Here is a 23,166-nt window from a genome sequence, read left to right as displayed (position 1 = left end):
ATCCACGCTATCACGGCATCCTGGAGGCATGGCGCGATCTTCCATCTCCCTCAGGTTCTTCCTGGCCACCCTCATCCTGGCCGCGGCTCCGGCTGCGGGTGGCTGGTGGGCCTGGAAGGGGCAGGGGCCCCTCCGGCAGGACGCCACCGTGCTCGTGAAGCGGGGGACCAGCATCAACCAGATGGCCGATCAGCTGGAGCGGGATGGCGTGATCCGATCGGCTTCACTGTTCAAGCTCTGGGCCCGGGCCCGGAAGCTCCAGCTCATCCGGGGCGAGTACACCTTCACGTCCCGGGCCAGCCTGTCGGACGTGGCCGGCAAGCTGCGGCGCGCGGAGATCCACTACACCGCCGTGTCCATTCCCGAGGGGGCCCACGCCTGGGCCGTGCAGAAGCGCCTGAAGGACTTCGTGCCCGAGGAGGTCTTCTGGACCCTCTGGAAGAGTCCGCGCCTGGCCCGGACTGCCGGCTTCGAGGATGCAGAAAGCCTGGAGGGCCTCGTGGCCCCGGCCACCTACAAGCTGCACCGGGCCCTGGAGCCCGAGGAGATCATGCTCATGCTGGTGGAGGCCTTCCGGAACCAGGTCCGGCCCAAGCTCGAGGGGGGTGCGCTGCCACCCTACGAGACTCTGGTCCTGGCCAGCCTGGTGGAGAAGGAGACGAAGCTGCCGGAGGAGCAGCCGCGGGTGGCGGGCGTCTATCTGAAGCGCCTGAAGATCGGCATGCGCCTCCAGTGCGACCCCACCAGCCTCTACGCCCGCTGGATCGCCGGCGACCTGCGGTTCACGGCGCCCACGCCGGAGGACATCCGCCGGTCCAGTCGCTTCAACACCTACGCGGTGAAGGGACTGCCACCCACGCCCATCGCCGTTCCCAGCCCCTCGGCCATCGAAGCGGCGAAGGCGCCCCTCTCCGGCAAGGACCTCTACTTCGTGGCCACGGGCCAGGGCGGCCACAACTTCGCCCCCAGCCTGCGGGACCACAACCGGAACGTGGGGCTCTACCGCAAGGAGCTCGCCCGGCAGCGGAAGTCGGCCCGTGGCTAAGGTCCGGCTGGATCAGCTCCTCGTGCAGCGCGGGCTGTGCGAGACCCGCGCCCGCGCCCAGGCGCGCATCCTGGCGGGGGACGTGCTGGTGAACGATCGCCCGGTCACCAAGGCGGGCACGGCCGTGGACGAGGCGGCCCCCATCCGCCTGCGGGGGGAGGCGCTGCCCTTCGTGAGCCGGGGCGGCCTGAAGCTGGCCGGGGCCCTGGACCGCTGGGGCATCGATCCCACAGGGCGGACCTGCTTCGACGCGGGCTCCAGCACCGGCGGCTTCACCGACTGCCTGCTCCAGCGGGGCGCGGCCAGGGTCTATGCCGTGGATGTGGGCACCAACCAGCTGCACTGGAAACTGCGGACAGACGCCCGGGTAGTCTCCATGGAGCAGGTGAACCTCCGCACCTGGGATCCGGCCGCCATTCCCGAGCGCTGCAGCCTGCTGGTGGCCGACCTCAGCTTCATCTCCCTCCGCCTGGCCATCCCGCCAGTGCTACCGAGCCTGGAGCCCGGCGCGGAGGCGGTGCTGCTGGTGAAGCCCCAGTTCGAGGCGGGCCGCGACGACGTGGGCCCCGGCGGCATCGTGCGCGACCCGGCCGTGCACCGCCGCGTGCTGGTGGAGGCCTGGACCTTCTTCGCAGGCACGGACCTGCGCCCCCTGGATCTGGCGGAGAGCCCCATCAAGGGCGGCGAAGGCAACGTCGAGTTCCTGCTGCGGCTGGGCCTGGGGGCTTCGAGCGGAACCCTGGGGCCCGCCCTCGCGGCTTTGGGGCTCTGAGCCCCAGCCTGTACACTGGGGGATTACCGGAGCCCGGGTGTTCGACAGCATCTCCATCCCCACCATCCTCGTCAGCTACGTGGCCCTCTTGTTCAGCCTGAGCGTGCATGAGGCCAGCCATGCTTCCATGGCCTACTGGCTCGAAGACGACACGGCGGCACGGCTGGGCCGGATGACCCTGAACCCGCTCGCCCATATGGATCTGCTGGGCACCTTCATATTTCCCATCCTGGGTATGGCCACGGGTTTCCCCTTCATCGGCTGGGCCAAGCCCGTGCCGGTGGATCCCCGCAAGCTGACCCGCCGGTTCACCCAGCGGGTGGGCTACGCCTTCGTGGCCAGCGCGGGCCCCCTCTCGAACCTGATCCAGGCCCTGATCTTCCTCGGGATCATGTTCCTGGTTGTGAAGGCCGTGGTCCCTGTCCCCGACATGGAGTTCCGGGTCTTCGCCCGGGCCCTCTTGGCCGCGAAGGTGGAGAGCCTGCAGGTCCTCCAGCTCGGCACCACCGCCACGCTGTTCCTGGCGCTCCTGGGCCGTCTGGTACTGATCAACCTGGGCCTCGCCCTCTTCAACCTGCTGCCCATGGGGCCTCTCGATGGGGCCGGCATCCTGAGGGGCTTCCTGCCCTGGCGCTGGCTGCCGAAGTTCGACCGGGTCCAGCCCTGGATGGGCGGCATCCTCATCGTGCTGGCCCTCACGGGCCTCCTGGGCTACGTCCTGGGGCCGGTGTTCGGCCTGCTGTTCTACGGCATTGAGCTCATCGCCCGCCTCGTCCTCCACTTCTGATCCCCGCGCCCCATCGGAGTTTCCATGCAACGCATCCTTTCCGGCATCCAGCCCTCGGGCTCCCAGCACATCGGCCACCTGGTGGGAGCCCTGGACAACTTCACGCGGCTGCAGGGGCAGGGCGAGGCCTTCTACATGATCGCGGACTGGCACGCCCTCACCTCGAAGTACGAGTCCGTCGAGGAGATCTGGCCGGCCACGCTGGAGCTCACCGCCACCTATCTGGCGGCGGGCCTCGATCCGGAGAAGGCGACCATCTTCGTGCAGAGCCTGGTGAAGGAGCACGCGGAGCTGCACCTGCTGCTGTCCATGGTGACGCCGCTGACCTGGCTGGAGCGGGTGCCCACGTACAAGGAGAAGCTGCAGAACGCCGTGGCCGACCTCGGCAGCTACGGATTCCTGGGCTACCCCCTGCTGATGACCGCGGACATCATCCTCTACAAGGCCCACAAGGTGCCTGTGGGCGAAGACCAGCTCTTCCACATAGAGCTCGCCCGCGAGGTGCTCCGCCGCTTCAACTTCCTCTACAAGGAGGAGGTCTTCCCGGAGCCCGAGGCCGTGCTCACCAAGACGCCCAAGGTGCCTGGGCTCGACGGGCGCAAGATGTCCAAGAGCTACGGGAACTGCATCTACCTGCGGGACACCAACGACGTGATCCTCGAGAAGTGCACGCGCCAGATGGCCTCAGACCCCGCCCGGGTCCGCAAGACCGATCCCGGCAACCCGGACATCTGCCCGGTCATGGACTTCCACAAGCTCTTCAGCGATGACGCCACGGTGCAGCTGGTGGACACCGAGTGCCGGCGCGCCGGCATCGGCTGCTTCGACTGCAAGAAGCGCGTGGCGCAGGCCATGATCCAGCGGATCGAGCCCCTGCGGGAGAAGATCGAGGCCCACCTGGCCCACCCCGCGGCCATCGAGGCGGTGCTGCAGGATGGCAGCGCCCGGGCACGGGCCGTGGCCGCGGAAACCATGGTGGACGTCCGGCGGGCCATGAAGATGCCCGCCCTCTAGGAACGGGTGGGGAACCGGCTCTTGCGTTCCCATGCAGTCCTGGTAGACTTTCTTTTGCTCGTGGTCCCTTAGCTCAGTTGGTTAGAGCATCTGACTCTTAATCAGAGGGTCCCCGGTTCGAGTCCGGGAGGGACCACCAGACCAGAAGCCCGCAGATCCAAAGTCTGCGGGCTTTTTCGTTGTGTCTCCCCGGTCACATCTCCGCACCCGCCCGGCTTCAGGACAGGCCAGGACCGCTATATTTGAAGGGCCGCCCAATCCCCGCGGATGGGCCGGGAAACGCAGGAACGACGGGAGGAACACCGTGGATCTGAAACGCATTGTTCTCGACCTCATGCCGGACGCACTCGTCCGGACCTTCGCCGCGCCGTACTGCGCGGGCAAGGGCATCGCCAGCGGCGTGGCCAAGGTGGACGAGATCCACGCCAAGAGCGGGCTCTACTCGACGCTGGACCTGCTGGGCGAGGAGGTCTTCAAGCGGGAGGACGTGGAGGCCACGGTCCAGGTCTACTTCCGGATGATCGAGGCGGTGAAGGAACGTCCCCACGCCAGCATCAGCCTCAAGCCCACGCAGCTGGGCATCAACGAGAGCGAGACCTACTGCCAGGACAACCTCCGCCGCATCGTGGCCGCGGCCGCCGTCCACGGGGTCCACATCACGCTGGACATGGAGGACCGGCACTTCACGGATGTCACCCTGCGCATGTTCAAGGCCATCCGGAACGAGTTCGACAACTTCGGGATCGTGCTGCAGAGCCGCCTCTTCCGGACCGCCGAGGACATCAAGGCCCTCCACCTCAAGCCCTGCAAGGTCCGCATCTGCATCGGCATCTACCGGGAGCCCGCGGAAGTGGCGCTGCAGGACAAGCGCGACATGAAGGAGAAGCTGTTCGAGTACGTGCAGCTGCTGCTGGACCACGGCCACTATCCCGAGATCGCCACCCACGACGAGCCCCTCATCCGGCGCTGCATCGATCACCTGGACAAGAAGGGCGTGGCGAAGGACGCCTACGAATTCCAGATGCTGATGGGCGTGCCCCGGGCGGACCTCCAGCAGGAGATCGTCAAGCGCGGCCAGATCATGCGCCTCTACGTCCCCTTCGCCGAGAACTGGAAGTACGCCGTGGCCTACATGAAACGCCGCCTGGGGGCCAATCCCGCCATGGCCGCCATGGTGCTGAAGAACCTGTTCGGCCATTGACCAAATAAAGTGTTTCGGGAGGGCCCCGGGGGAGGCTAAGGTGCTTCCCGTGGGGCCGTGTCCCCCGATGTCGGAGACTTTCATGAAGAAGATGCTGGCGCTGGCTCTGGTGAGCTCCTTCGCCCTGGTGGGCTTCGCCGCCGAGGAGAAGAAGGCCGAGCCCAAGAAGGGCTGCGGGATGGCCTGCTGCGAAAAGAACAAGGCCGCTTCCTGCAAGGATTGCGCTGACTGCAGCAAGAAGAAGGACACCGCCCCCAAGAAGAGCTGAAGGCCCATTCCCGGCGCCATTTCCGGCCGGACAGTGAAAACCCCGGGACCTGGTCCCGGGGTTTTTGCGTTCCGGCCCGGTTCATGGTTGTCTGGACGGGATGAAACTCCGTCCATTCATCCCTGCGGTCATCCTGCTGCTCCTCTGTGGGGCGGCCGTCGCCGGCTGGATGTTGACCCGCGAACAGCCCGCGGTGGTGCAGTCCGAGGAGGGGACCGCCGCGAAGAAGAAGGGGCCGCGCCGCGCGGCCCCTGTGCGCGAGTGGGTGGTGGACCAGAGCCCCCTCCTCACCGCGAGAACGCTCCTGACCCTGGCCACGACGCCGGAGGAACAGCAGCTCGCCCGGCAGGCCGAGCGTCTGGCCAACCATGAAGTGGACCTGGCCTTCGCCGCCGCGCTTCGGCGGGTGGCCAGCGCCCAGGTTCAGCAGACGCCCGAACTTAAAGAGCTGGCCGATCTGAAGGCCAAGGCCCTGGCCACCTTCGAGGCCGATCAGCAGACCATCGATCGCCTGGCCAAGCAGCTCGCGGCCGCGCGGGAGTCCCAGAAGGCGCCACTGGAGGATCAGCTGGACGTCGCAAAGGCCCAGCTGGAACTGGATCGCGATGAACTGGAGGCGGCCTCTGACGACCTGGCTCGGGCCGGAGGCGATCCCCAGGCCCGGATCCGCAGATTGAAGGAGGCCTTCGAGGCCGGCGACAAGGAATCTGCCCAGATCATCGCATCGGGGCGTCCCGCTTCCGCCTTCCCGGCCGGGAGCCTCCTGGCCCGCCTCAGTGAATGGCGGGGGCAGCGGGGCAAGCTGGCCCGTCTGGTCCAGGCCCGTCAGGCCGCCCAGGTCAAAGTCCAGGCTCTGTCGCAACGGCGAGCCACCATCGAGGCCCAGGCCAACAAGGAGAAAGAAGACCGGGAAGCCGCCAGATTCTGGGCTTCCAGCCTGGTGAAAGGGGCCGCAGGAGGAGGTGCGGACGCCGGACGGGAGCAGGCGAAGGATGCTGTCTCCTATCTGAAGCGCTATGGCGATGTGCAGCAGCGGCTCGCCAGCATGAACCGGCGCATCCTCGACCAGCAGGAACTGGCAGAGGTGTACGCCACCTGGATGGGCATCGCCGATGTCCAGCGGAACACCGCCCTCCATACTCTGCTCTCGCGCCTCCTGTGGGTGCTGGGCCTGGTGGCGGCGGCCTATCTGGCGGGCCTGGCCATCGATCATCTCTTCCACCGAGCGGCTGCGGGCGACAAGAAGGGTTCTGGAACCCTGCGGACCGTGGTGAAGCTCGGCGTCCAGGTGCTGTGCGCCCTGGCCATCGGCTTCGTGATCTTCGGCATGCCTGGGCAGATCACGACCGTGCTGGGCCTGGCGGGCGCGGGCCTCACCGTGGCGCTCAAGGACTTCATCGTGGCCTTCTTCGGCTGGTTCATCCTCATGGGCCGCAACGGCATCCGCGTGGGCGACTGGGTGGAGATCCGCGGCGTGGGCGGCGAGGTGGTGGAGATCGGCCTGCTGCGCACGGTGGTGCTGGAGACGGGCAGCTGGAGCGACGCGGGCCACCCCACGGGACGCCGCGTGGCCTTCGTGAACAACTTCGCCATCGAGGGGCACTTCTTCAACTTCTCCACCTCGGGCCAGTGGATGTGGGACGAGCTGCGAGTCATGATTCCGCCCGGCCAGGACCCCTATCCCATCATTGATGGCGTCCAGAAGCTGGTGGAGCAGCAGACCGAGGCCAACGCCCGCCTGGCGGAACAGGAGTGGAAGCGCGCTACGGCACGCTACCGCGTGCAGGCTTTCTCCGCCGCCCCGGGCCTGAATGTGGTGCCCACCATGAACGGCGTGGAGATCCGGGCCCGCTACATCACCCGGGCCTTCGAGCGCCACGAGACGCGGCTCCGGCTGAACCAGGCGGTGGTCGAGCTGATGCACGGTCCACGGGGGGGCGCCCCGGCCTGACCCGCCGGGCAGAGCCTCCGGGCGCGACCGGGCCCCTGTGGTACCCTGGAGGCACCGTAGGCTTGAGGATCCTGCTTTTCGCGACCTCGATCCCCTGTCTCTGGATCTTCCGCCGCCCAGGCTCGCCGGGCGCCCCACTCTGCGCATCGGATTCCCATGATCTCGTTCTCGAACGTCAGCAAGCAGTACGGCAAGCAGGTCCTGTTCATCGAGGCGGATTTCCAGCTCAATCCCGGCGAGAAGGTGGGCCTGGTGGGCCCGAACGGGGCCGGCAAGTCCACGCTCTTCCGCATGATCATGGGCGAGGAATCGCCGGACGAGGGCTCCGTCACCCTGCCGAAGAAGCTCACCCTGGGCTACTTCCGCCAGGAGGTGGACGAGATGGCGGGCCGGCCCGTGCTGGACGAGGCCATCGCCGGCAGCGGCCGCCTGGGCGACCTGCACCACGAGCTGCTGGACCTGGAACACGCCATGTCCGATCCCGACCGCGGCGACGAGCTGGAGGCCATCCTGGAGCGCTTCGGCCATGTCCAGGAGGAATACCAGCACCTGGGCGGCTATGAGCTGGAGGCCCGGGCACGGGCCTGCCTGCACGGCCTCGGCTTCGAGGATGAGCAGATCGACGGCGATGTGGGCGCCCTCTCCGGCGGCTGGAAGATGCGCGTCTCCATGGCCAAGGTGCTGCTGGGGAACTTCGACGTCCTGCTCATGGACGAGCCCACCAACCACCTGGACATCGAGTCCATCCTCTGGCTGGAGGCCTTCCTCAAGGCCGTGCCCGCGACCCTCCTGATGACCAGCCACGACCGGGACTTCATGAATCGGGTGGTGACCAAGGTGCTGGAGATCGATGGGGGAGACATTGTCACCTACTCGGGCAACTACGATTTCTACGTGAAGGAACGCGAGCAGCGGGAGGCCAACCAGGAAGCCGCCTACGCCCGCCAGCAGGCCAAGCTGGCCAAGGAGCAGCGCTTCATCGAGCGGTTCTCCGCCCATGCCGCCAAGGCCGCCCAGGTGCAGAGCCGCGTCAAGGCCCTGGACAAGATCGAACGCATCGAGCCGCCCAAGAAGCGGCGCGTGGTGAAGTGGGACTTCCGCATCCCGGGCCGGTCCGGCGATGACGTGGCCATGCTGGAGGGGGTCTGCAAGGCCTACGGCAAGCGGAAGCTGTACGACCAGTTCGCCCTGCACATCCGCCGCGGCGAGCGGTGGTGCGTCATGGGCAAGAACGGCGCCGGCAAGTCCACCCTGCTGAAGATGATCTCCGGCGCCATCCAGCCGGATTCGGGGAACGTGAAGCTGGGCGCCAGCCTCAAGCTGGGCTACTTCTCCCAGCAGGCCCTGGACCTCCTGGATCCCGACCTGACCGTGATCGAGCAGATGCAGCAGGACTTCCCCATGGAGGGCCTGGGCGTCCTGCGCAACCTCCTGGGCGCCTTCCAGTTCTCCGGCGACGACGTGGACAAGCGCATCCGCGCGCTCTCGGGCGGCGAGAAATCCCGGCTGGTGATGGCCCGCATGCTCTTCGATCCGCCCAACTTCCTGGTGCTGGACGAGCCCACGAACCACCTGGACCTGGCCACCAAGGAGATGCTCATCGACGCCCTGAAGGACTTCGAGGGCACCATGCTCTTCGTGTCCCACGACCGCACCTTCCTGCGCGGCCTGGCCAACCGGGTGCTGGAGCTGGGTGGCGAGGAACACGACGGCCCCATGGCCTTCGGCGGCTCCTACCTCGAATACGTCGAGCGCATGGGCCGCGAGGCCCCGGGCGTGCACAACTAAGTTGGGCGCAGCGCCGGTGGTGGCTGGCAGGTGAGGGTGAGCCAGGCCCCGCTGCGCGGGTGGCTCAGTTCCAACCTATGAGCATGCAGCAGATAACCTGGGTCCCCGGGCACCGCGCAGGTTCCGGGCATCGGGATTCCACCTGGCCCGTAGAGCGGGTCGCCCGCCAGGGGGTGTCCCGCGTACGCCAGATGGATGCGGATCTGGTGGGGGCGGCCCGTGAGGATCTCCACCTCCAGCAGGGAGGCCTTCTCCCTCCGCTCCAGAACGGTGACGCGACTCAGGGACGGGCGTCCCCCGGGAGTGGCGGCATGGAGCGATCCCAGGGGCCCGTAGGGCACCTCCCCGATGGGCGCCGTGACCTCGAAGGCATCCCCGGTCGGGTGGCCCTGGCACAAGGTGCGGTAGACCTTGCGGGTTTGGCGCTCCTGGAACACGGCCTGGAGAGGCTTCCGCGCGGCGGTCGTGCGGGCGAACAGCACCAGGCCTGAGGTGCCCCGGCCCAGGCGGTGCATGGGGCTGGCTTCCGGGGCCCGGCGCCGCACCAGGGCGAGGAGGGTGTGCTCCAGGAATTCCCCGCCTCCCGGGAGGGTGGGCAGGCCGCTGGGCTTGGCCACGGCCAGCAGGTCCTCGTCTTCATACAGCACGGCCGTGGCAAGGGGAACCTCCGGCTCGATCCAGGGAGGGCGGGCCCAGGTGATCCATTGGCCCAGGCGCAGAGGTGCTTCAGGAACGGCGGGGGCCTCGTCGAGGCGCACCTGGCCGTCCAGGATCCGGGCCCGCCACAAGTCCTGGCTTGCCAGGGGATGCCGGGCGGCCAGGTGGGCCAGCAGGGTGCAGCCAAACCCCTCGATCCCGACCTGTTCCCGGTGGACATAGCCCTGGTTGATCCCCATGCGGTCGCCGTCCCTTCCGGATCCACCGGGCTTTCATTATCCCCGGAGTTCCCCGGCCCTGGCCGTCAGAGCAGGGCCGGGGAATATTGACAAAATCAATCCATTATTTTTCTGGCACCACTCCTCAAGTTTCGGCATTCGAGAACCGAAGGGGTGGACACGGTGCCCGGCAGCGGGCTACATGGTAGATGTTCACACATACTCTCCCCGGGGGGGGGGAGTGGGGGGGTCGCAAGGCCCCCCTTTTTTGTGTCCAGGGTAGGCTGGGTGCTTCCCCTCCGGAGTCAGCTCCATGTCCATGCCCCCGCCGGCCAGCCCGCGCCTCCCGTCGCTCCCGTACCGGAAGCCCACTGAAGGACGGGACTACTGGATCATCGACGGGATCCTGCCGGACGCGGAGGCCGTGGTGGCGCGCTTCCGGGCCTTGGAGGTCTGGGAACTGGGCTTTCCGCATACCCGGGAAACCTGGCCGGGCATGCGCTCACGACAGGCTCTGACACCCGAGGAATTGGCCCCCATCGAGACCCGGGTGTGCGAGCTGACGGGGGCGAAGCGGCTGTGGTCGGAGACCGCGCCCGATGGCGCCTACCTCAACCACAATGTGGTGCAGGTGGTGGGCGCCAGGGAATCCGGCCCCCGCCCCCACACGGACTCCCGGAAGCTCTGCCGCTACGCCGCCGTGATCTACCTCACGCCACGGGCCCCCGCAAACGCGGGCACGACCTTCTACCGGCTGCGCTACCCCAACGGGACCCGCAGCGGGAACCTCTGCCCACCACCCCACGCCAACCTGCGCGAGGCCCTGGGCGTCACGGGGCTGCCGCTGCAGGCCTGGCACCCGGATGTGTCCGTGCCCAACGTCTTCAACCGCCTGCTGCTCTACCGCGCCGACCTGGTGCACTCCGCCACCAGCTACTTCGGCCACGACCTGGCCACCAAACGCATGACGGCGCTGTTCTTCTGGATGGCGGAGTAGAACACCCCCGGCTTCGCCAGGGATGTCCTACTCGGATGAGAGAGACGGTTACTTTTTCGCCTTGTTCAGTCGGTCCAAAAGCTTCTGATCCACGTGATCCGTCACTTCTTTCAATGCCGCGCCAGCTTGCGCCAGCAAGCTGGCGCACTCCGCCTGCATGTCGGCGACGTACGCGGCGTCCGTGATGTCCTTGAGGTTGATGACCACGTTCCAGATGCCGCCGCGCACGCCGGCGTAGGCCATCTGGGCGCCCACGGCCGCATCCGTGATGGAGGCCACCTTGCCCAGGCGGGCGGCCTCGCCGGCCAGCTCCAGGGCCTCGAAGCTGGTCTTCGCCGTGTCCAGGGGCACGTCGATGGCCACCTTCAGGCCGGCCTGCATGGCGGCCTGGCGGGCGGTCTTCTGCTCAGGGGTGGCGTCCGGCAGGCGGCGGGCATCCATGAAGGCGTTGAAGGCGTTGGTGTCCGCGTCCACGGCCACCATGAGGCGGTCCTTGAGGACTTGGGCCTTCTCCGCCAGGGCGATAAGCTTGGCGTCCTTCTCCGCATCCGGGCCGCCCTGGGCCAGGTTGGCCACCATGCTGGCCAGGGCCGCGCCCTGGCTGCCCGCCAGGGCCGCGATGGAGCCGCCGCCGGGGGCGGGCGTGTCGCGACTGACCTCGTCCGTGAAGGCGTGGACCGGCATGGCGACCAGGGCCTTCGGATCGTAAGTGGGCAGGCCCAGCACCTTCTTCTCCACCTCGAAGGGCGCCACATCGCCGAGGCCCATGGAGAACACGGCGGTCTGGAGGATGTCGGCGGTGGGCACGCCCGTGGACTTGCCCATGGCCTTCAGGTAGTGCCGGCCCGAGGCGAGCAGGCACTGGAAGGGCACCAGGCCCACGATCTCGCTGCCCGTGACCACCAGGCCGCGCTCGGCGGCCAGGCGACGGGCCTCCTCCAGCACCGTGTGGGGGGCGGTCTGCTTGTAGTCCGTGAGGTTCACGCTGATCTGGGCGCGGCGGTAGGTGTCCACGTACCAGCCGATGGCCTTGCAGTGATTGAAGGTACCCCGGCGGCGGACCTTCTCGCCCACAGGCTTCGAGGGATCGACATCGTTCAGGCGCATGAGGGCCGGCAGGTCGTAGCCGTGCACGGAGGCGCAGTGATCCACCGTCTCCTGGAAGGTGACGCCCGTGAAGTCGCAGTTGCCGCAGGGGAAGGATCCTTCGGCGTAGTAGATCAGCTCGCCGGCCTGGTAGTAGGGTTTCACGCGGCCGCGCCGGGCCACGCGGCCCTTCTCGCGCAGCTCGAAGGCGATGTCCGTGGCGTGGGCCTTGTCGTTGGAGTTCAGCGTGACGTTGTAAGCCACCAGGAACTCCCGGGCGCCGATGATGCAGGCTCCGGCTTGAGCATGGTAGGGGGCGGCGAAATCGGGTTGCCAGGCGGGATCCTGGAGCTTCTTCCCCAGGCCCTCGTACTCGCCCCGTCGAACTTCGGCCAGGTTGCGGCGCTCGGGGCGGGAGGCGGCGGCTTCGTAGAGGTAGACGGGGATGGCCAGCTCCGCGGCGACACGGGCGCCCAGGCGGCGGGCCAGCTCCGCGCAGTCTTCCATGGTCACGCCCTCCACGGGCACGAAGGGCGTCACGTCCGTGGCGCCCATGCGGGGGTGGGCTCCGTGGTGCTGGCGCATGTCGATGACCTTGGCGGCCTCGGCGATGCACGCGAAGGCGCCCGCCAGCACGGCCTCGGGCTCGCCCACGAAGGTGATGACCGTGCGGTTCGTGTCCGCGCCGGGATCCACATCCAATACCTGCACCCCGGAGACGGCGCTGATGGCGTCCACCACCTGCTTGATCTTCATGGCATCCCGGCCTTCCGAGATGTTCGGCACGCACTCCACCAGCCTGCGGGACATGATTCCTCCGGAACCTCCAAGTCTAGCAGTGGCGCGCCTTTGATGCGGGGTGGCAGGTTTATTGACCCGTAGATATATAATCCGGGCAGGTTTCCCACAAGGAGGAGTCATGCCTTCGCTCTTGAAGTTCACGGGTGGTGTGGCGGCTGCCTGCCTGCTGGCCGCGTCCGGATGCGCCCTCACCACGGAGACCATCCACATCGACTACCCGGCGCCCGCTGCGGTCGAGAAGATCAAGGGGGCCGAAGCCATCCAGGTGAAGGTGGAGGTCCGGGACCTGAGGTCGAGCCAGGGCCGGGAGGTGGCCCGGAAGATCAACGGGTTCGGGTCCGAGATGGCCCCCATCCTCAACGATGAGGACATTCCGGCCCTGGTGAAGCGCGCGATCGAGGCCGAGCTGCGGGCCCGGGGCTACGGCCTCGAGGGCGGGAAGGTGCCTCTCCGGATCGAGCTGTTGGCCTTCGTCCACCGCTACAACTCCGGGTTCTTCTCCGGCGACAGCAAAGCCGAGGTGAGCCTCGTGGTGCGCGTCAAGGATGCCCAGGGGAAGGAGCTGTACACGGACACCTTCATGGACACCTTCCAGCATTCGGCTGGGGTATTCGGAGGCGGCAACGTGAAGCAGGCCTACGAGCAGGCCCTGCCGGGCGCCGTCCGGAAGCTCATGGGCAAGGCGGAGTTCCACGCGGCCCTCGCCAAGGCGGCGGAAGGCGCCTGAACCCGCGTCAGCCCTTGGCGGCCTCGTTCTTCACGCCGCTCACCACATGCCCGGTCGGCCCCACCTTGGCGGCGGTGTCGCAGTAGCCGGTCTGGTCATCGAAGAAGAAGTCGGGTTCGAATTCGCGGAGGAAGTCAGCCTTCTCCAGGCCCCCCAGGAACATGGCCTCGTCCACCTGGATGTTCCAGGCCATGAGCGTGCGGATGGCGCGCTCATGGGCGGGGGCGCTGCGGGCCGTGACGAGGGCGGTGCGGATGCGCATGGGGGCGTCCGTGCCCATGTCCTGGAGCGGCTGCAGGGCCTGGAGCAGGGGCTTGAACGGCCCGGGGGGCAGGGGGACGGCGGCCCGCTCGATCTCGTGGGCCTGGAAGGCGGCCAGGCCACCCTGGGCGTAGACGCGCTCCGCCTCGTCGCTGAACAGCACGGCGTCGCCGTCGAAGGCGATGCGGATCTCGTCCGGGTGGCGGTCCGCGGCCATGGCGCTGTCCGGGTAGACCCGCGCCGCCGCAAAGCCAGCGTTCAGGGCTGCGCGCACGTCCTCTTCCTTGGCGGACAGGAACAGGTTCGCCCCCAGGGACGTGAGGTACGGATAGGGATTCCGGCCCCGGGTGAAGACGCCGCGCTCCAGCTGGAGGTTCGATTCCTGGGCGCTGCGGAAGACCCGCAAGCCGCTCACGGGGTCATTGCGGGAAAGGATCACCACAGCGACGCGGTTTTCGTCTCCCGAGTTGAAGGCCAGCAGCTTCTTCACCAGCGGGTAAGCCACGCCGGGCTGGGCGGGCACGTCCAGCCGCGAGAGCTGGAGCTCCATGTAGGCCCGGTCATCCGACTCCTCGAAGACCCGGTTCTCCTCTTCGAAATCGAACAGAGCGCGGGAGGAGATGGCGACGACGAGCTTGCCTTCCAGGGATTTGGGCATGGGCCCAGGGTACATTGATGTCATGTCCAGGCTCTACTTCGACGCCAACGCCACCACGCCGCCCCATCCCGAGGTCATGGAGGCGGTGCGGCGGGCCATGGCCGAGGACTGGGCCAACCCCACCAGCACCCACCGGGAGGGGCAGCGGGCGCGGTTCCGCCTCGAGGAGGCCCGGCGGGAGCTGGCGGCCTCACTGGAGGTGGCGGCGGGGGAGCTGGTGTTCTGTGCCAGCGCCACGGAGGCCCTGCACCTGCTCATTCGCGGCCTCCACGCGGCCCTGGGGGACCGGCCGGCGGCGGTGTTCCCCGGGGAGCACAGCGCCTGCCTGAATCCCCTGCGGGACTGGTCGCGCGTGAGCTGGCTACCGGAGATCCCGATGGACTGCGCCACGGTGGTGCAGCTGGCCGCCAGCAACGAGACGGGCATCCTCTACGCCATGCCCTCCGCCCTGGATGCCGTTCGCATCAAGGACTGCTGCCAGGCCTGGGGCAAGGTACCCGTAGACCTGTCGGACTGCGATGCCGCGGTGTTCAGCGGCCACAAGATGGGGGGTCCCCGGGGCGCGGCCCTGCTGTGGTTGCGGCCAGGCCTGCCCTGGGAGCCCGTCATGGAAGGCCCCCAGGAGCGCCGCCGCCGGGGCGGCACGGAGGACCTCCCGGCCATCCTCGGTCTGGCGGCGGCGGCGCGGCACTTGACGGAGCGTCAAGCCATGAATGCCGCATTGGCCTCGGTTCGCGATGCCTTCGAGGCGGAAATCACCTCCTGGGGACGAGACATCGAGATCATCGGCCAAGAGTCGACCCGTCTGCCGAATACAAGCTGTGTGCTGTTCCGGGGCCGCAACGGCGAGGCCCTGCAGGTGGCCCTGGACCTCGCCGGCTTTGCCGTGAGCACGGGCAGCGCCTGCCACAGCGGGGCGGTGAAGCCCAGTCATGCAATCTTGACCTTGGGGTATAGTTCGGACGACGCGCGGTCGGTGCTTCGCTTCTCGATGCTCCCGGACGCGCGGCCCGACGAGGTGGAGGCCCTGGCGGCGGCCATCCGGCGGTTGACATGAGCCCCTGGGAAGGCCCTCTGGCGGAGCGAGCATGATCGAGCAGACCCTCTTCTTCTTCGCGCAGAACCCGCTCCTGATGCTCTTCGCCGTGGTGGCCCTGGGCTACCCCATCAGCAAGCTCCGCATCGCCGGCGCCTCCTTCGGCATCGCCAGCATCCTCTTCGCGGGCATCGCCCTGGGCGCGCTGGTCATGGCGCCGGGCCTGGACGCCGGTCTCAAGAAGGATATCTCCAAGGAGATGAAGCTGGTCTACGAGCTGGGCCTGGCGGTGTTCGTCTACGCCATGGGCCTCTCCATCTCCCACAGCTTCTGGGCCGCCTTCAGCCGGGAGGGCATGAAGAAGAACGCCGTGGTCTTCCTGGTGATGCTCGCCTCCACGTGCTTCGTGGTGCTGCTGGCGCGGGTCATGGGCTTCAACGCCCGCTATGCGGCGGGCCTTTTGACGGGCAGCTTCACCAACATGCCGGCCCTGGCGGGCGTCATCGAGCGCGTGAAGTCCATGGGCGCCGGACCCGTGGAGCTGGCCCAGCCCACCGTGGCTTCCGCCATCGCCTATCCCATCGGTGTGCTGGTGCCCATGCTGGTCATCCTGGTCAGTTCGAAAGTCTTTCGCGTGAACCTGCGAGAAGAGGCGGACGGCCTCAAGGACTACCAGGTGGGCCACCACAAGCTGGAAGTCTGGACCATGCGGGTGACGAGGTCCGAAGCGGAGTCCCTGACGAAGCGGGAGATCCGCGCCGCCGGCCGCTTCCAGGTGGTCTTCGGGCGGGTGCTACGCAAGGCGGAGCTGCTCCTGCCGGGGCCTGACTTCAGACTGAAGCTGGACGACCTGGTGACGGTGGTGGGATCGCCGGACGATCTCGTCCAGGTGGCAGCCCTCGTCGGCGAGCGCAGCCACGTGGAGCTGGACCGGGACCAGAGCGCCCTGGATGCCACTCGGATCTTCGTCTCCAACTGGGAGGTGGTGGGCGTGCCCCTCGGCAAGCTGGACCTGGTGAACAAGCACCAGGCCATCATCACCCGCGTCCGCCGCGGGGACCTCTGGTTCGTCCCATCCGGCGACACGGTGCTGGAGCTGGGCGACCGGGTGCGGGTGACCACGCGCCGCGACAACATCGAGGCCGTCGAGGCCTTCTTCGGGGACAGCTACCGCGCCATCAGCGAGGTGAGCTTCCTCACCTTCGCCATGGGCCTGGCCGCGGGCCTGGCGCTCGGGCAGCTGCCGATCCCGCTGGGGCACGGCATCGTCTTCAAGCTGGGCTTTGCGGGCGGGCCCCTGGCCGTGGCGCTGATCCTCGGCCGGTTCCACCGCATCGGGCCGCTGGTCTGGAACTTCCCCTACAGCGCCAACCATACGGTCCGCCAGTTCGGCCTAGTGCTGTTCGCCGCGGGCATCGGCGTGATCTCCGGCGAGGGCTTCCGGGCCATCGTGTCCCAGAACGCCGGGGTCCTGCCCCTCTTCCTCGGGGCGGCGCTCCTCGTCTGCTTCGTGGCGGATTCCCTGACCATGCTGCTGGGCCATAAGCTGTTCGGCATCCCGCTCAACATCATGTTTGGCATCCTGGCGGGCACCCACACCCAGCCCGTGGTGCTGGGCTACGCCAGCCACCACACCGGCAACGAGCTGCCCAACATGGGCTTCGCCACGGTCTACCCTCTGGCGACCATCCTCAAGATCGTCCTGGCCCAGGTGCTGCTGGCGCTGATCCGATAGCTCAATGGGCGGACATCAGCGCGGGTACGGGCTCCCCATCCGGAGCCTGGGCCCACTGGATGCCCAGCCACGAGGCGGCCGTGGGGGCGATGTCCCAGGCGGGGACATCCGCCAGGGGGCCCCGGCCCGCGCCCAGCACCACCAGCCAGGACCGCATGGGGGCGGACTCAGGGGCGTAGGCGTGGGCTCCGGCGCGGCCATGGCGCTCGGATTCATCCTCCCGGCTGCTGCGGGCCTGGGAGAGCCAGGTGCCGAGGGGCGCCAGGACCACGATGTCCCCCACCCGCGGGCTGCCGCCCAGGTGGTAGCGGACGGGCACCTGCTTCCGGGGCCAGGCTTGCAGGCCCGCCTTCCGGAGCCGCGCCAGGGCGCGCGCCAGGTCTTCCGGCTGTTTCAGATAGACATAGGCACTGCCACCGTGGGTGATGAGGTCCACAGGGATGCCGTCGAGGACCGTGGGGAGGTGGACCCGGCGCTTCATGGGGACCATGCCGTGATCGGCCGTGAGGATCACCCGGAGGCCCGGATGGGCCGCCTGCATGCGGAGCAGCCAGGGGGCGAGCTCGGCATCGAGGGCGCGCAGCTTGGCCAGGGCCTCGGGGCTGCGGGGCCCCTTGAGATGGCCTTCCTCGTCGGTGCCTGACAGGTAGGCCATGACCAGGCGGGCTCCGTCGGCCAGGGCCGACTCGCAGAAGGCCAGGCCTTCCGCGTCGGGGACGCCGGGCCGGAAGGCCTCCATGCGCCAGGGGGTCACGCCTTCCCAGGGGCCGTTGGAGCCCACCCAATGGAAGACGGCGGTGCGGACGCCGCTGCGGGTGGCGGCCACCCAGAGCGGTTCGCGCTGGATGTCCTCCACCCGGTTGGCGGCCGGGACGCGCTGCCGGTCCTCCGGGCGGAGGTAGCCGTTGGCCACGACGCCGTGATGCTCGGGCCAGCAGCCCGTGGCCAGCGTCACGTGCCCATTGAAGGTGGTGGCGGGGAAGGGGGGGCGCACCGCGGCGCGGCGGCCCCGCTCCGCCAGGGCCCAGAGCCCGGGCATGGTGTCCGGGCGGAACTGGTCGGCGCCCAGGCCGTCCTCACTGATGAGCAGCACGGGGCCCGCGGCGGCCGGGGAATCGCCGGCCCGGACAGGGAAGAAGGCGAGCAGGAGGGCGAGCAGGGCGGAGCGGCGCATCCTTCCAGCCTATCAAGCTAATCTGAAGCCATGAACACGCCCCGCTGGCCCTACCCCCTGCTCCGCCTGAAGCCCGGCAAGGAGGTGATGCTCTCCAAGCGCCACCCCTGGGTGTTCTCCGGGGCCCTGGCGCGGCCTTCGGAAGCCCACCTGGTGCGGCTGGCCGATGACTCCGGCCAGGTGCTGGGCGTGGGGACGGCCAGCCCCACGAATCCCCTGGCGGCCCGGATCTTCCGGTTCGAGGACGCGCCCCTGGACGAGGCCTTCTTCCGGGCGCGCTTCGAGTCCGCCCTGGCCTTGCGCAAGAGCCTGGGCCTGTGGGATCCCGAAGGCGGCTGCCGCTGGATCTTCGGTGAGGGCGACGGCCTGCCGGGCCTGGTGGTGGACCGCTACTCCCAGGCCCTGGTGCTCCAGGTGGGCACGGCGGGCCTGGAGCTCCTGCGGGAGCTGTGGTGGCCCATCCTCTTCGAGATCGGCAAGCGCGAGGGCATCACGGCCTTCGTGGAGCGCAGCCAGTCGGGCCGCCGGGAGGAGGGGCTCGACCCCGTGAACCGCCTGCTCAAGGGCAGCCTCGCCGGGCCGGTGACCGTGCAGGAGGGGGCCGCGCGGCTCGGCGTGGATCTGCTGCGGGGCCAGAAGACGGGCTTCTTCCTGGACCAGCGGGCGCATCGCCTCCAGGTGGGCGCCCACGCGGCAGGCTGCCGCGTGCTCAACACCTTCGGTTACACGGGTGGCTTCAGCATCCACGCGGGTCTGGGCGGCGCCACGGAGGTGGCGACCCTCGACATCAGTGCCCCGGCCCTGGACCAGGCGGAGCGCGACTGGGCCGCCAACGGCCTGGATCCCGCGGCCCACCTGCGGATGGAGGGTGATGCCTTCGAGCTGATGCGCCAGCTGGAGCCCGGCGGCTGGGACCGCGTCATCGTGGACCCGCCCGCCTTCGCCAAGCAGCGCAAGGACGTGGACAAGGCCTTCAAGGCCTACAAGGATGTCTTCCGCCTCGGCGCCCGCGCCACCGCGCCCGGTGGCATGCTCTGGGTCTTCTCCTGCAGCCAGCACCTGGACCGCACCCGCTTCCAGGAGGCCGTGTGGACCGCCCTGCTCGAAGCGGGACGCGAGGCGCGGGTGCTGGCGCACCTCGGTCAGCCTGCCGACCACCCCTATTCGCTGAACCACCCCGAAGGGTTCTACCTCAAGGGCCTGTGGCTGAGTTTGTCGTGAACGGAATGAGATAAGCGGAGGAGAACGGAAAGGCAGAGGAAAGCTGAGAAAAGAGAAACTCTGGTTTCAGTTCTCCGCTTTCCTCCGTTCTCCTCCGCTTCTTTCCCAATTCCTTTTCGACGGGCAGGCTACCCCAGCCGCTCCACGGCCTCGTCCACGCCCGTGGCATGCAGGGCACCGAGGTTCAGGTCCAGCAGGTGGCTCAGCTTCACGTTGCCCATGGCGCCGAGCATGGACGCCTTGAGGCGGGGGATGCTGGTTTCCATGGAGGCGATGAGCTCCTTCGCCTGCTTGCGGCGGCTCTCCAGGCTGGAGCAGCCGCAGAGGGGGCAGCCGCAGGGCACGATGGGGAAGCCGCGCAGCCAGGCGTAGCGCTGCAGGTCCTTCTCCTCGCAGGTGCCCAGGGGGCGGATGACCGTGTTGGCGCCGTCGTCGCTCACCAGGCGCAGGGGCATGGTGCTGAGGCGGCCCTCGAAGAAGAGATTGATGAGCAGGGTCTCCAGCAGGTCGTCCAGGTGGTGGCCCAGGGCGATCTTGGTGTAGCCGTGCTGCTTGGCGAAGGAGTAGAGCACGCCTCGGCGCAGGCGGGAGCAGATGATGCAGGGCAGTTCTTCGGGCTTGCTGCGCACCATCTTGTCGATGGGGGCGGGAATGATGTGGTGCGGCACGCCGAGGCGCTCGCAGGTCTCGGCGATGGGATCGGGGTTGAACTGGGGAAAGCCGGGATCGACGGTGACGGCCTCGACCGTGAAGGTGACGGGGGCCCGCCTGCGCAGCCGCTCCAGGATATCGAGGAGGGCCCAGGAGTCCTTGCCGCCGCTCACCGCCACCAGGATGCGGTCGCCGTCCTCGATGAGCCTGTAGGCCGCATTGGTCTCCCCCACCCGGCGGGCGAGCTTCTTCTCCAGCCGGGGCAGGGTCTTGAGGTCAGCATCGGTGGGCGGCAGGGCCAGGCTGGGAAGGGCGCAGGGATTGCTCATCGGCCCTACATCACGCCGCAGGCTTTGCGCTCGCCCCGGACGATCTGGCCTTGCACATCCTTCACGTATTCGGGGCAGGTGCAGTCGGGGCAGGTGTTGCTGGCGGTCTCGGAGCACAGGTCCGCGAAGGTCACCTTCTCCATGAACGCTGAGATGTGGTCGGAGAGGCGGTTCCAGAGCATGAGGCTCATGCGCTCATCGGCCATGAGGGCCTGATTCGCGGCCCTGGGATCTTCCTTGGCCACGGCATAGAAGCTGCTGTCTGTGAGGCGAAGCACCTCGCCCACACTCACCTGGTTGCAGGGCCGCGTGAGGATGTAGCCGCCCTTGGGGCCGCGTACGCTGGCGACTACGCCGGCCTTCTTGAGCTTGTTGAAGATCTGTTCGAGGAAGGGCAGGGAGAGCTTCTGGCGCTCGGCGATGACATGCAAAGGCACCGGCTGGCCATGGCTGTGGTGGGCCAGGTCGAACAGGGCCTGCATGCTGTACCTGCCTCGGGCCGAGATCTTCACGAAACCTTCTCCAGGTTCCAGGCTAGTATTCCTGAGTGATTGAGTCAAGTTTATCGCCCGGGCTAGACTGGAATCCGGAGATCCCCATGAAAGCTGTGCTCCTGGCCCTCGGAACCCTGGGATTGCAGGCGGAACCGCCGGCGGTGCCGCCGCCGATCCCCGCCACCACGCCGGGGGGGCTGCCCAGCGACGCCAAGGACCACCAGCCATTGCTGCTGGGGCCGGCTACCGCCAAAGAGATCCTCGCCCACCGGGCCGTCTTCCGGGACACCGCCGCCGCCACCCAGCTGCCCTCCGAGCTGAAGGCCCGGTGGAAGGCCGTGCGCCAGCCCCTGACTCTGGTGGCGGTCTTCGGATCCTGGTGCGGCGACAGCCAGTACCAGCTGCCGGACCTGCTGGTCCTGGCGGCGGACCCCAATCCCTTCATCGAGATCCACTACCTGGGCGTCTACCGGGACAAGCAGGTCGCCGAGGCCGCCTGGCCCAAGGGGTGCCCCCCCCAGGCGGTGGTGCGGGTCCCGACCTTCTACCTGTTCGCCACCCAGCCGGGGGGCGCGCAGAAGCTGGTGGGGACCGTGGTGGAGAACCCGCCCCGGGCAGGCCAGCGCATGGCCGAGGCCCTGGTGGAGCTGGTGGAGTCCGCTGTCCGGCCGCTCTGAGGTCCTCCGGATTTCAGGCCCCCGGCCAGACCGCCGATGAGGGGGCACGATGCGCTGGCCCTCCCTCCTCCTGATCACCTGCCTCTTCTGCGGCCTGGGCGCCGCCGAGCCCATCCGGGTGGCGGTGGACGGCTGGACCACGCTGAACCCCCTCCTCATGACCCGGGACACTGACGGCGAGGCTGTGGACCTGGTGTTCGACCGCCTGGTGACCATGGATGCGGAAGGGACCTTCATCCCCGGCCTGCTGCAGGGCTGGACGGTCCTCAAGGGCGGACGGGAGGTCGTCCTGGATCTCCGGCCGGGCATGACCTGGCAGGATGGCACCCCCATCGAGGCCGAGGACCTGGTCTTCACCTGGAAGTCCCTCCGGATGCCCCAAATACGCGCCATCGCAGACACCGCAGGTGGCGTGGCCTCCCTGGATAGCCTGGTGGCCGAGGGGCCCCTCCGGGTGCGGATCCACCTGTCCCGGGCGCGGGGAACGCTGCTGTCCGACCTCTACAACTTCATTCCCGTCCCCCGCCGCCACTACCAGCTGGGCGCCAAACCCCAGTCCGCCCCCGTCAACTTCCAGCCGGTGGGATCGGGCCCGTACCGCATCGTCGGCCGGGCCACCACCACGCATCTGAGGCTGGAGCTCTGGCCCGGCTACAAGGGGGCTCATCCGGGCACGTGGCCCGCCTTCGAGTTCATGGACTCCTCGAACGAGAAGAACCTGACTCAGGCCCTCCTGGACCACCGGTACCACTACGCCCTGGTGGGGGGCCTGCCGCACTACCTCGTCCGGAAGGGGGCCCGAGCCGGGGGCCGGCTCCAGGCCTACTCCGTCCCCCAGGCGGCCTTCGGGGCCTTCTTCCTGAACTGCGACCCCAAGCTGAGCCTGCTGGGCGATCCAGCCCTGCGCCACGCCCTGGCGGAGCTGGTGCCCTGGCAGGAACTGGCCCGTGCCCGGCGCTTCTTCCCGGCCCGGCTGGCCTCGGCCTTCTGGCCGCCCGAGAACTGGGCCCACGATGACACACCCCGGCCGCTGCCCCAGAGCGGGCGGGCTGTGGCCATCCTGGAGGCCGCCGGGTGGCGCCTGGGCAAAGACGGGCTCCGGCATGACGACCGGGGGCGCCCCCTGTCCTTGGTGGCCTACGAGCAGGTCACTTCCATCCGACGCAGCACGGCCCAGCTGCTGTCGGAAGAGGCGGCGAAGGTGGGCATGCACATCGAGGTCCGGCGGCTGCCCTTCGAGTCCCTCACGGAGAAGTCCATGAACCACGATGGGGACATCTGGTCCTACGGGTGGACAACCTCCCTGGATCCCGACGTGGATGCCCCGCTGTTCACCAGCGAGGGCTACCGCACCAAGGCGAATGTGAGCAGCTACCTGAATCCGGAGGTGGATCGCCTGTTCGAGGAGGGGCGCTACACCCTGGACCGGGTCTCCCGCAGGAAGATCTACCTGAAGCTCTCCGAGATCATCTGGCGGGACAAGCCCGTGATCCCGCTCAACTACATCCTGGTGCGGGTGCTGGCGGACGCGCGGCTCCGGGGGGTCTCCTTCAACGTCCTCGGGCAGGCCTACGGCTTCTGGCCCGGCAAGCGGGGCTGGAAGCTGGTGGAGTAGTCG

The 23,166-nt window shown here is 68.4% G+C and carries 21 protein-coding genes and 1 tRNA gene; 16 read left to right on the top strand and 6 right to left on the bottom strand.

All coding sequences use genetic code 11. From position 1 onward, the window contains the following. The first annotated feature begins 28 nt into the window (after positions 1-28). From mltG to QSJ30_RS06515, 9 genes are all read left to right on the top strand, one after another. A complete protein-coding gene (gene mltG / locus QSJ30_RS06555; RefSeq protein WP_285607640.1) occupies positions 29-1,045 on the top strand; it encodes an endolytic transglycosylase MltG in 1,017 nt (338 codons plus the stop codon). Continuing rightward, positions 1,038-1,817 (top strand): TlyA family RNA methyltransferase, encoded by a 780-nt coding sequence (locus QSJ30_RS06550; protein WP_285607638.1) that lies wholly within the window; start codon positions 1,038-1,040, stop codon positions 1,815-1,817. Before mltG ends, QSJ30_RS06550 begins: the two co-directional genes overlap by 8 nt. 37 nt (positions 1,818-1,854) lie before the next feature. Beyond that, the gene (locus QSJ30_RS06545) at positions 1,855-2,604 is read left to right on the top strand and encodes a site-2 protease family protein (RefSeq protein ID WP_285607636.1); all 750 of its coding nucleotides are present in this window, start codon (positions 1,855-1,857) and stop codon (positions 2,602-2,604) included. Positions 2,605-2,628: 24 nt separating this feature from the next. After that, positions 2,629-3,618, top strand: coding sequence for a tryptophan--tRNA ligase (trpS, locus tag QSJ30_RS06540; protein WP_285607633.1), 990 nt, complete (start codon positions 2,629-2,631; stop codon positions 3,616-3,618). Between the two features lie 62 nt (positions 3,619-3,680). Beyond that, positions 3,681-3,757, top strand: a tRNA-Lys gene (locus QSJ30_RS06535). Between the two features lie 165 nt (positions 3,758-3,922). Beyond that, the gene (locus tag QSJ30_RS06530) at positions 3,923-4,819 is read left to right on the top strand and encodes a proline dehydrogenase family protein (protein ID WP_285607631.1); all 897 of its coding nucleotides are present in this window, start codon (positions 3,923-3,925) and stop codon (positions 4,817-4,819) included. 82 nt (positions 4,820-4,901) lie between these two features. Continuing rightward, entirely contained in the window at positions 4,902-5,087 is a 186-nt protein-coding gene (locus QSJ30_RS06525) for a hypothetical protein (RefSeq protein WP_285607630.1), read from the top strand. Positions 5,088-5,187: 100 nt separating this feature from the next. Further along, entirely contained in the window at positions 5,188-7,038 is a 1,851-nt protein-coding gene (locus tag QSJ30_RS06520) for a mechanosensitive ion channel domain-containing protein (protein WP_285607629.1), read from the top strand. A gap of 156 nt (positions 7,039-7,194) precedes the next feature. Beyond that, positions 7,195-8,826, top strand: coding sequence for an ABC-F family ATP-binding cassette domain-containing protein (locus QSJ30_RS06515; protein WP_285607628.1), 1,632 nt, complete (start codon positions 7,195-7,197; stop codon positions 8,824-8,826). Here QSJ30_RS06515 and QSJ30_RS06510 read toward each other — a convergent pair. After that, positions 8,823-9,722, bottom strand: coding sequence for an RluA family pseudouridine synthase (locus tag QSJ30_RS06510; RefSeq protein WP_285607627.1), 900 nt, complete (start codon positions 9,720-9,722; stop codon positions 8,823-8,825). The genes QSJ30_RS06515 and QSJ30_RS06510 overlap by 4 nt on opposite strands. Positions 9,723-10,014: 292 nt before the next feature. On the opposite strand from QSJ30_RS06510, the gene QSJ30_RS06505 reads away from it, so the two are divergent. Continuing rightward, positions 10,015-10,698: a hypothetical protein gene (locus tag QSJ30_RS06505; RefSeq protein ID WP_285607626.1), complete on the top strand. Its 684-nt coding sequence runs from the start codon at positions 10,015-10,017 to the stop codon at positions 10,696-10,698. 48 nt (positions 10,699-10,746) lie between these two features. Here the strand turns inward: QSJ30_RS06505 and ftcD are convergent, their stop codons facing one another. After that, positions 10,747-12,594: a glutamate formimidoyltransferase gene (ftcD, locus tag QSJ30_RS06500; RefSeq protein ID WP_285607625.1), complete on the bottom strand. Its 1,848-nt coding sequence runs from the start codon at positions 12,592-12,594 to the stop codon at positions 10,747-10,749. Positions 12,595-12,703: 109 nt separating this feature from the next. On the opposite strand from ftcD, the gene QSJ30_RS06495 reads away from it, so the two are divergent. Further along, positions 12,704-13,312 (top strand): YajG family lipoprotein, encoded by a 609-nt coding sequence (locus QSJ30_RS06495; protein ID WP_285607624.1) that lies wholly within the window; start codon positions 12,704-12,706, stop codon positions 13,310-13,312. Positions 13,313-13,319: 7 nt separating this feature from the next. Here QSJ30_RS06495 and QSJ30_RS06490 read toward each other — a convergent pair whose 3' ends face one another. Next, on the bottom strand, positions 13,320-14,231 hold the full coding sequence (locus QSJ30_RS06490; RefSeq protein WP_285607623.1) for a 5'-nucleotidase: 912 nt from the start codon (positions 14,229-14,231) through the stop codon (positions 13,320-13,322). Positions 14,232-14,253: 22 nt separating this feature from the next. Here QSJ30_RS06490 and QSJ30_RS06485 point away from each other — a divergent pair, with 22 nt between their 5' ends. Further along, a complete protein-coding gene (locus tag QSJ30_RS06485; protein ID WP_285607622.1) occupies positions 14,254-15,288 on the top strand; it encodes a cysteine desulfurase family protein in 1,035 nt (344 codons plus the stop codon). Between the two features lie 31 nt (positions 15,289-15,319). Next, positions 15,320-17,002, top strand: a complete 1,683-nt coding sequence (locus QSJ30_RS06480; protein WP_285607621.1) for an aspartate:alanine exchanger family transporter — start codon at positions 15,320-15,322, stop codon at positions 17,000-17,002. A gap of 1 nt (position 17,003) precedes the next feature. Here QSJ30_RS06480 and QSJ30_RS06475 read toward each other — a convergent pair whose 3' ends face one another. Continuing rightward, positions 17,004-18,176, bottom strand: coding sequence for an alkaline phosphatase family protein (locus tag QSJ30_RS06475; protein WP_285607620.1), 1,173 nt, complete (start codon positions 18,174-18,176; stop codon positions 17,004-17,006). A gap of 30 nt (positions 18,177-18,206) precedes the next feature. On the opposite strand from QSJ30_RS06475, the gene QSJ30_RS06470 reads away from it, so the two are divergent. Further along, a complete protein-coding gene (locus tag QSJ30_RS06470; RefSeq protein ID WP_285607619.1) occupies positions 18,207-19,397 on the top strand; it encodes a class I SAM-dependent rRNA methyltransferase in 1,191 nt (396 codons plus the stop codon). Positions 19,398-19,525: 128 nt separating this feature from the next. On the opposite strand, the gene ttcA is transcribed toward QSJ30_RS06470, so the two are convergent. Further along, the gene (gene ttcA, locus QSJ30_RS06465; protein ID WP_285607618.1) at positions 19,526-20,377 is read right to left on the bottom strand and encodes a tRNA 2-thiocytidine(32) synthetase TtcA; all 852 of its coding nucleotides are present in this window, start codon (positions 20,375-20,377) and stop codon (positions 19,526-19,528) included. Positions 20,378-20,382: 5 nt separating this feature from the next. After that, positions 20,383-20,889 carry an Rrf2 family transcriptional regulator gene (locus tag QSJ30_RS06460; protein WP_285607616.1) on the bottom strand — a complete coding sequence of 169 codons (507 nt, stop codon included), beginning with the start codon at positions 20,887-20,889 and terminating at the stop codon, positions 20,383-20,385. Positions 20,890-20,975: 86 nt separating this feature from the next. On the opposite strand from QSJ30_RS06460, the gene QSJ30_RS06455 reads away from it, so the two are divergent. Both QSJ30_RS06455 and QSJ30_RS06450 read left to right on the top strand, forming a co-directional pair. Then, positions 20,976-21,548 carry a thioredoxin domain-containing protein gene (locus QSJ30_RS06455; protein ID WP_285607614.1) on the top strand — a complete coding sequence of 191 codons (573 nt, stop codon included), beginning with the start codon at positions 20,976-20,978 and terminating at the stop codon, positions 21,546-21,548. Between the two features lie 49 nt (positions 21,549-21,597). Then, the gene (locus tag QSJ30_RS06450) at positions 21,598-23,163 is read left to right on the top strand and encodes an ABC transporter substrate-binding protein (protein WP_285607612.1); all 1,566 of its coding nucleotides are present in this window, start codon (positions 21,598-21,600) and stop codon (positions 23,161-23,163) included. Positions 23,164-23,166 lie beyond the last annotated feature (3 nt).

This window comes from Geothrix edaphica (assembly GCF_030268045.1).
GTDB lineage: Bacteria > Acidobacteriota > Holophagae > Holophagales > Holophagaceae > Geothrix > Geothrix edaphica.
The sequence above is the reverse complement of the archived record's forward strand: the minus strand, read 5'-3'. Positions and strand labels throughout refer to the sequence as shown.

What these genes read in the sequence shown, in the direction of transcription:
- mltG (WP_285607640.1), top strand. Translation starts at nt 29, where the DNA reads ATGGCGCGATCTTCCATCTCCCTCAGGTTCTTCCTGGCCACCCTCATC.
- trpS (WP_285607633.1), top strand. Translation starts at nt 2,629, where the DNA reads ATGCAACGCATCCTTTCCGGCATCCAGCCCTCGGGCTCCCAGCACATC.
- QSJ30_RS06525 (WP_285607630.1), top strand. Translation starts at nt 4,902, where the DNA reads ATGAAGAAGATGCTGGCGCTGGCTCTGGTGAGCTCCTTCGCCCTGGTG.
- QSJ30_RS06520 (WP_285607629.1), top strand. Translation starts at nt 5,188, where the DNA reads ATGAAACTCCGTCCATTCATCCCTGCGGTCATCCTGCTGCTCCTCTGT.
- QSJ30_RS06515 (WP_285607628.1), top strand. Translation starts at nt 7,195, where the DNA reads ATGATCTCGTTCTCGAACGTCAGCAAGCAGTACGGCAAGCAGGTCCTG.
- QSJ30_RS06510 (WP_285607627.1), bottom strand. Translation starts at nt 9,722, where the DNA reads ATGGGGATCAACCAGGGCTATGTCCACCGGGAACAGGTCGGGATCGAG.
- QSJ30_RS06505 (WP_285607626.1), top strand. Translation starts at nt 10,015, where the DNA reads ATGTCCATGCCCCCGCCGGCCAGCCCGCGCCTCCCGTCGCTCCCGTAC.
- ftcD (WP_285607625.1), bottom strand. Translation starts at nt 12,594, where the DNA reads ATGTCCCGCAGGCTGGTGGAGTGCGTGCCGAACATCTCGGAAGGCCGG.
- QSJ30_RS06495 (WP_285607624.1), top strand. Translation starts at nt 12,704, where the DNA reads ATGCCTTCGCTCTTGAAGTTCACGGGTGGTGTGGCGGCTGCCTGCCTG.
- QSJ30_RS06490 (WP_285607623.1), bottom strand. Translation starts at nt 14,231, where the DNA reads ATGCCCAAATCCCTGGAAGGCAAGCTCGTCGTCGCCATCTCCTCCCGC.
- QSJ30_RS06485 (WP_285607622.1), top strand. Translation starts at nt 14,254, where the DNA reads ATGTCCAGGCTCTACTTCGACGCCAACGCCACCACGCCGCCCCATCCC.
- QSJ30_RS06480 (WP_285607621.1), top strand. Translation starts at nt 15,320, where the DNA reads ATGATCGAGCAGACCCTCTTCTTCTTCGCGCAGAACCCGCTCCTGATG.
- QSJ30_RS06475 (WP_285607620.1), bottom strand. Translation starts at nt 18,176, where the DNA reads ATGCGCCGCTCCGCCCTGCTCGCCCTCCTGCTCGCCTTCTTCCCTGTC.
- QSJ30_RS06470 (WP_285607619.1), top strand. Translation starts at nt 18,207, where the DNA reads ATGAACACGCCCCGCTGGCCCTACCCCCTGCTCCGCCTGAAGCCCGGC.
- ttcA (WP_285607618.1), bottom strand. Translation starts at nt 20,377, where the DNA reads ATGAGCAATCCCTGCGCCCTTCCCAGCCTGGCCCTGCCGCCCACCGAT.
- QSJ30_RS06455 (WP_285607614.1), top strand. Translation starts at nt 20,976, where the DNA reads ATGAAAGCTGTGCTCCTGGCCCTCGGAACCCTGGGATTGCAGGCGGAA.
- QSJ30_RS06450 (WP_285607612.1), top strand. Translation starts at nt 21,598, where the DNA reads ATGCGCTGGCCCTCCCTCCTCCTGATCACCTGCCTCTTCTGCGGCCTG.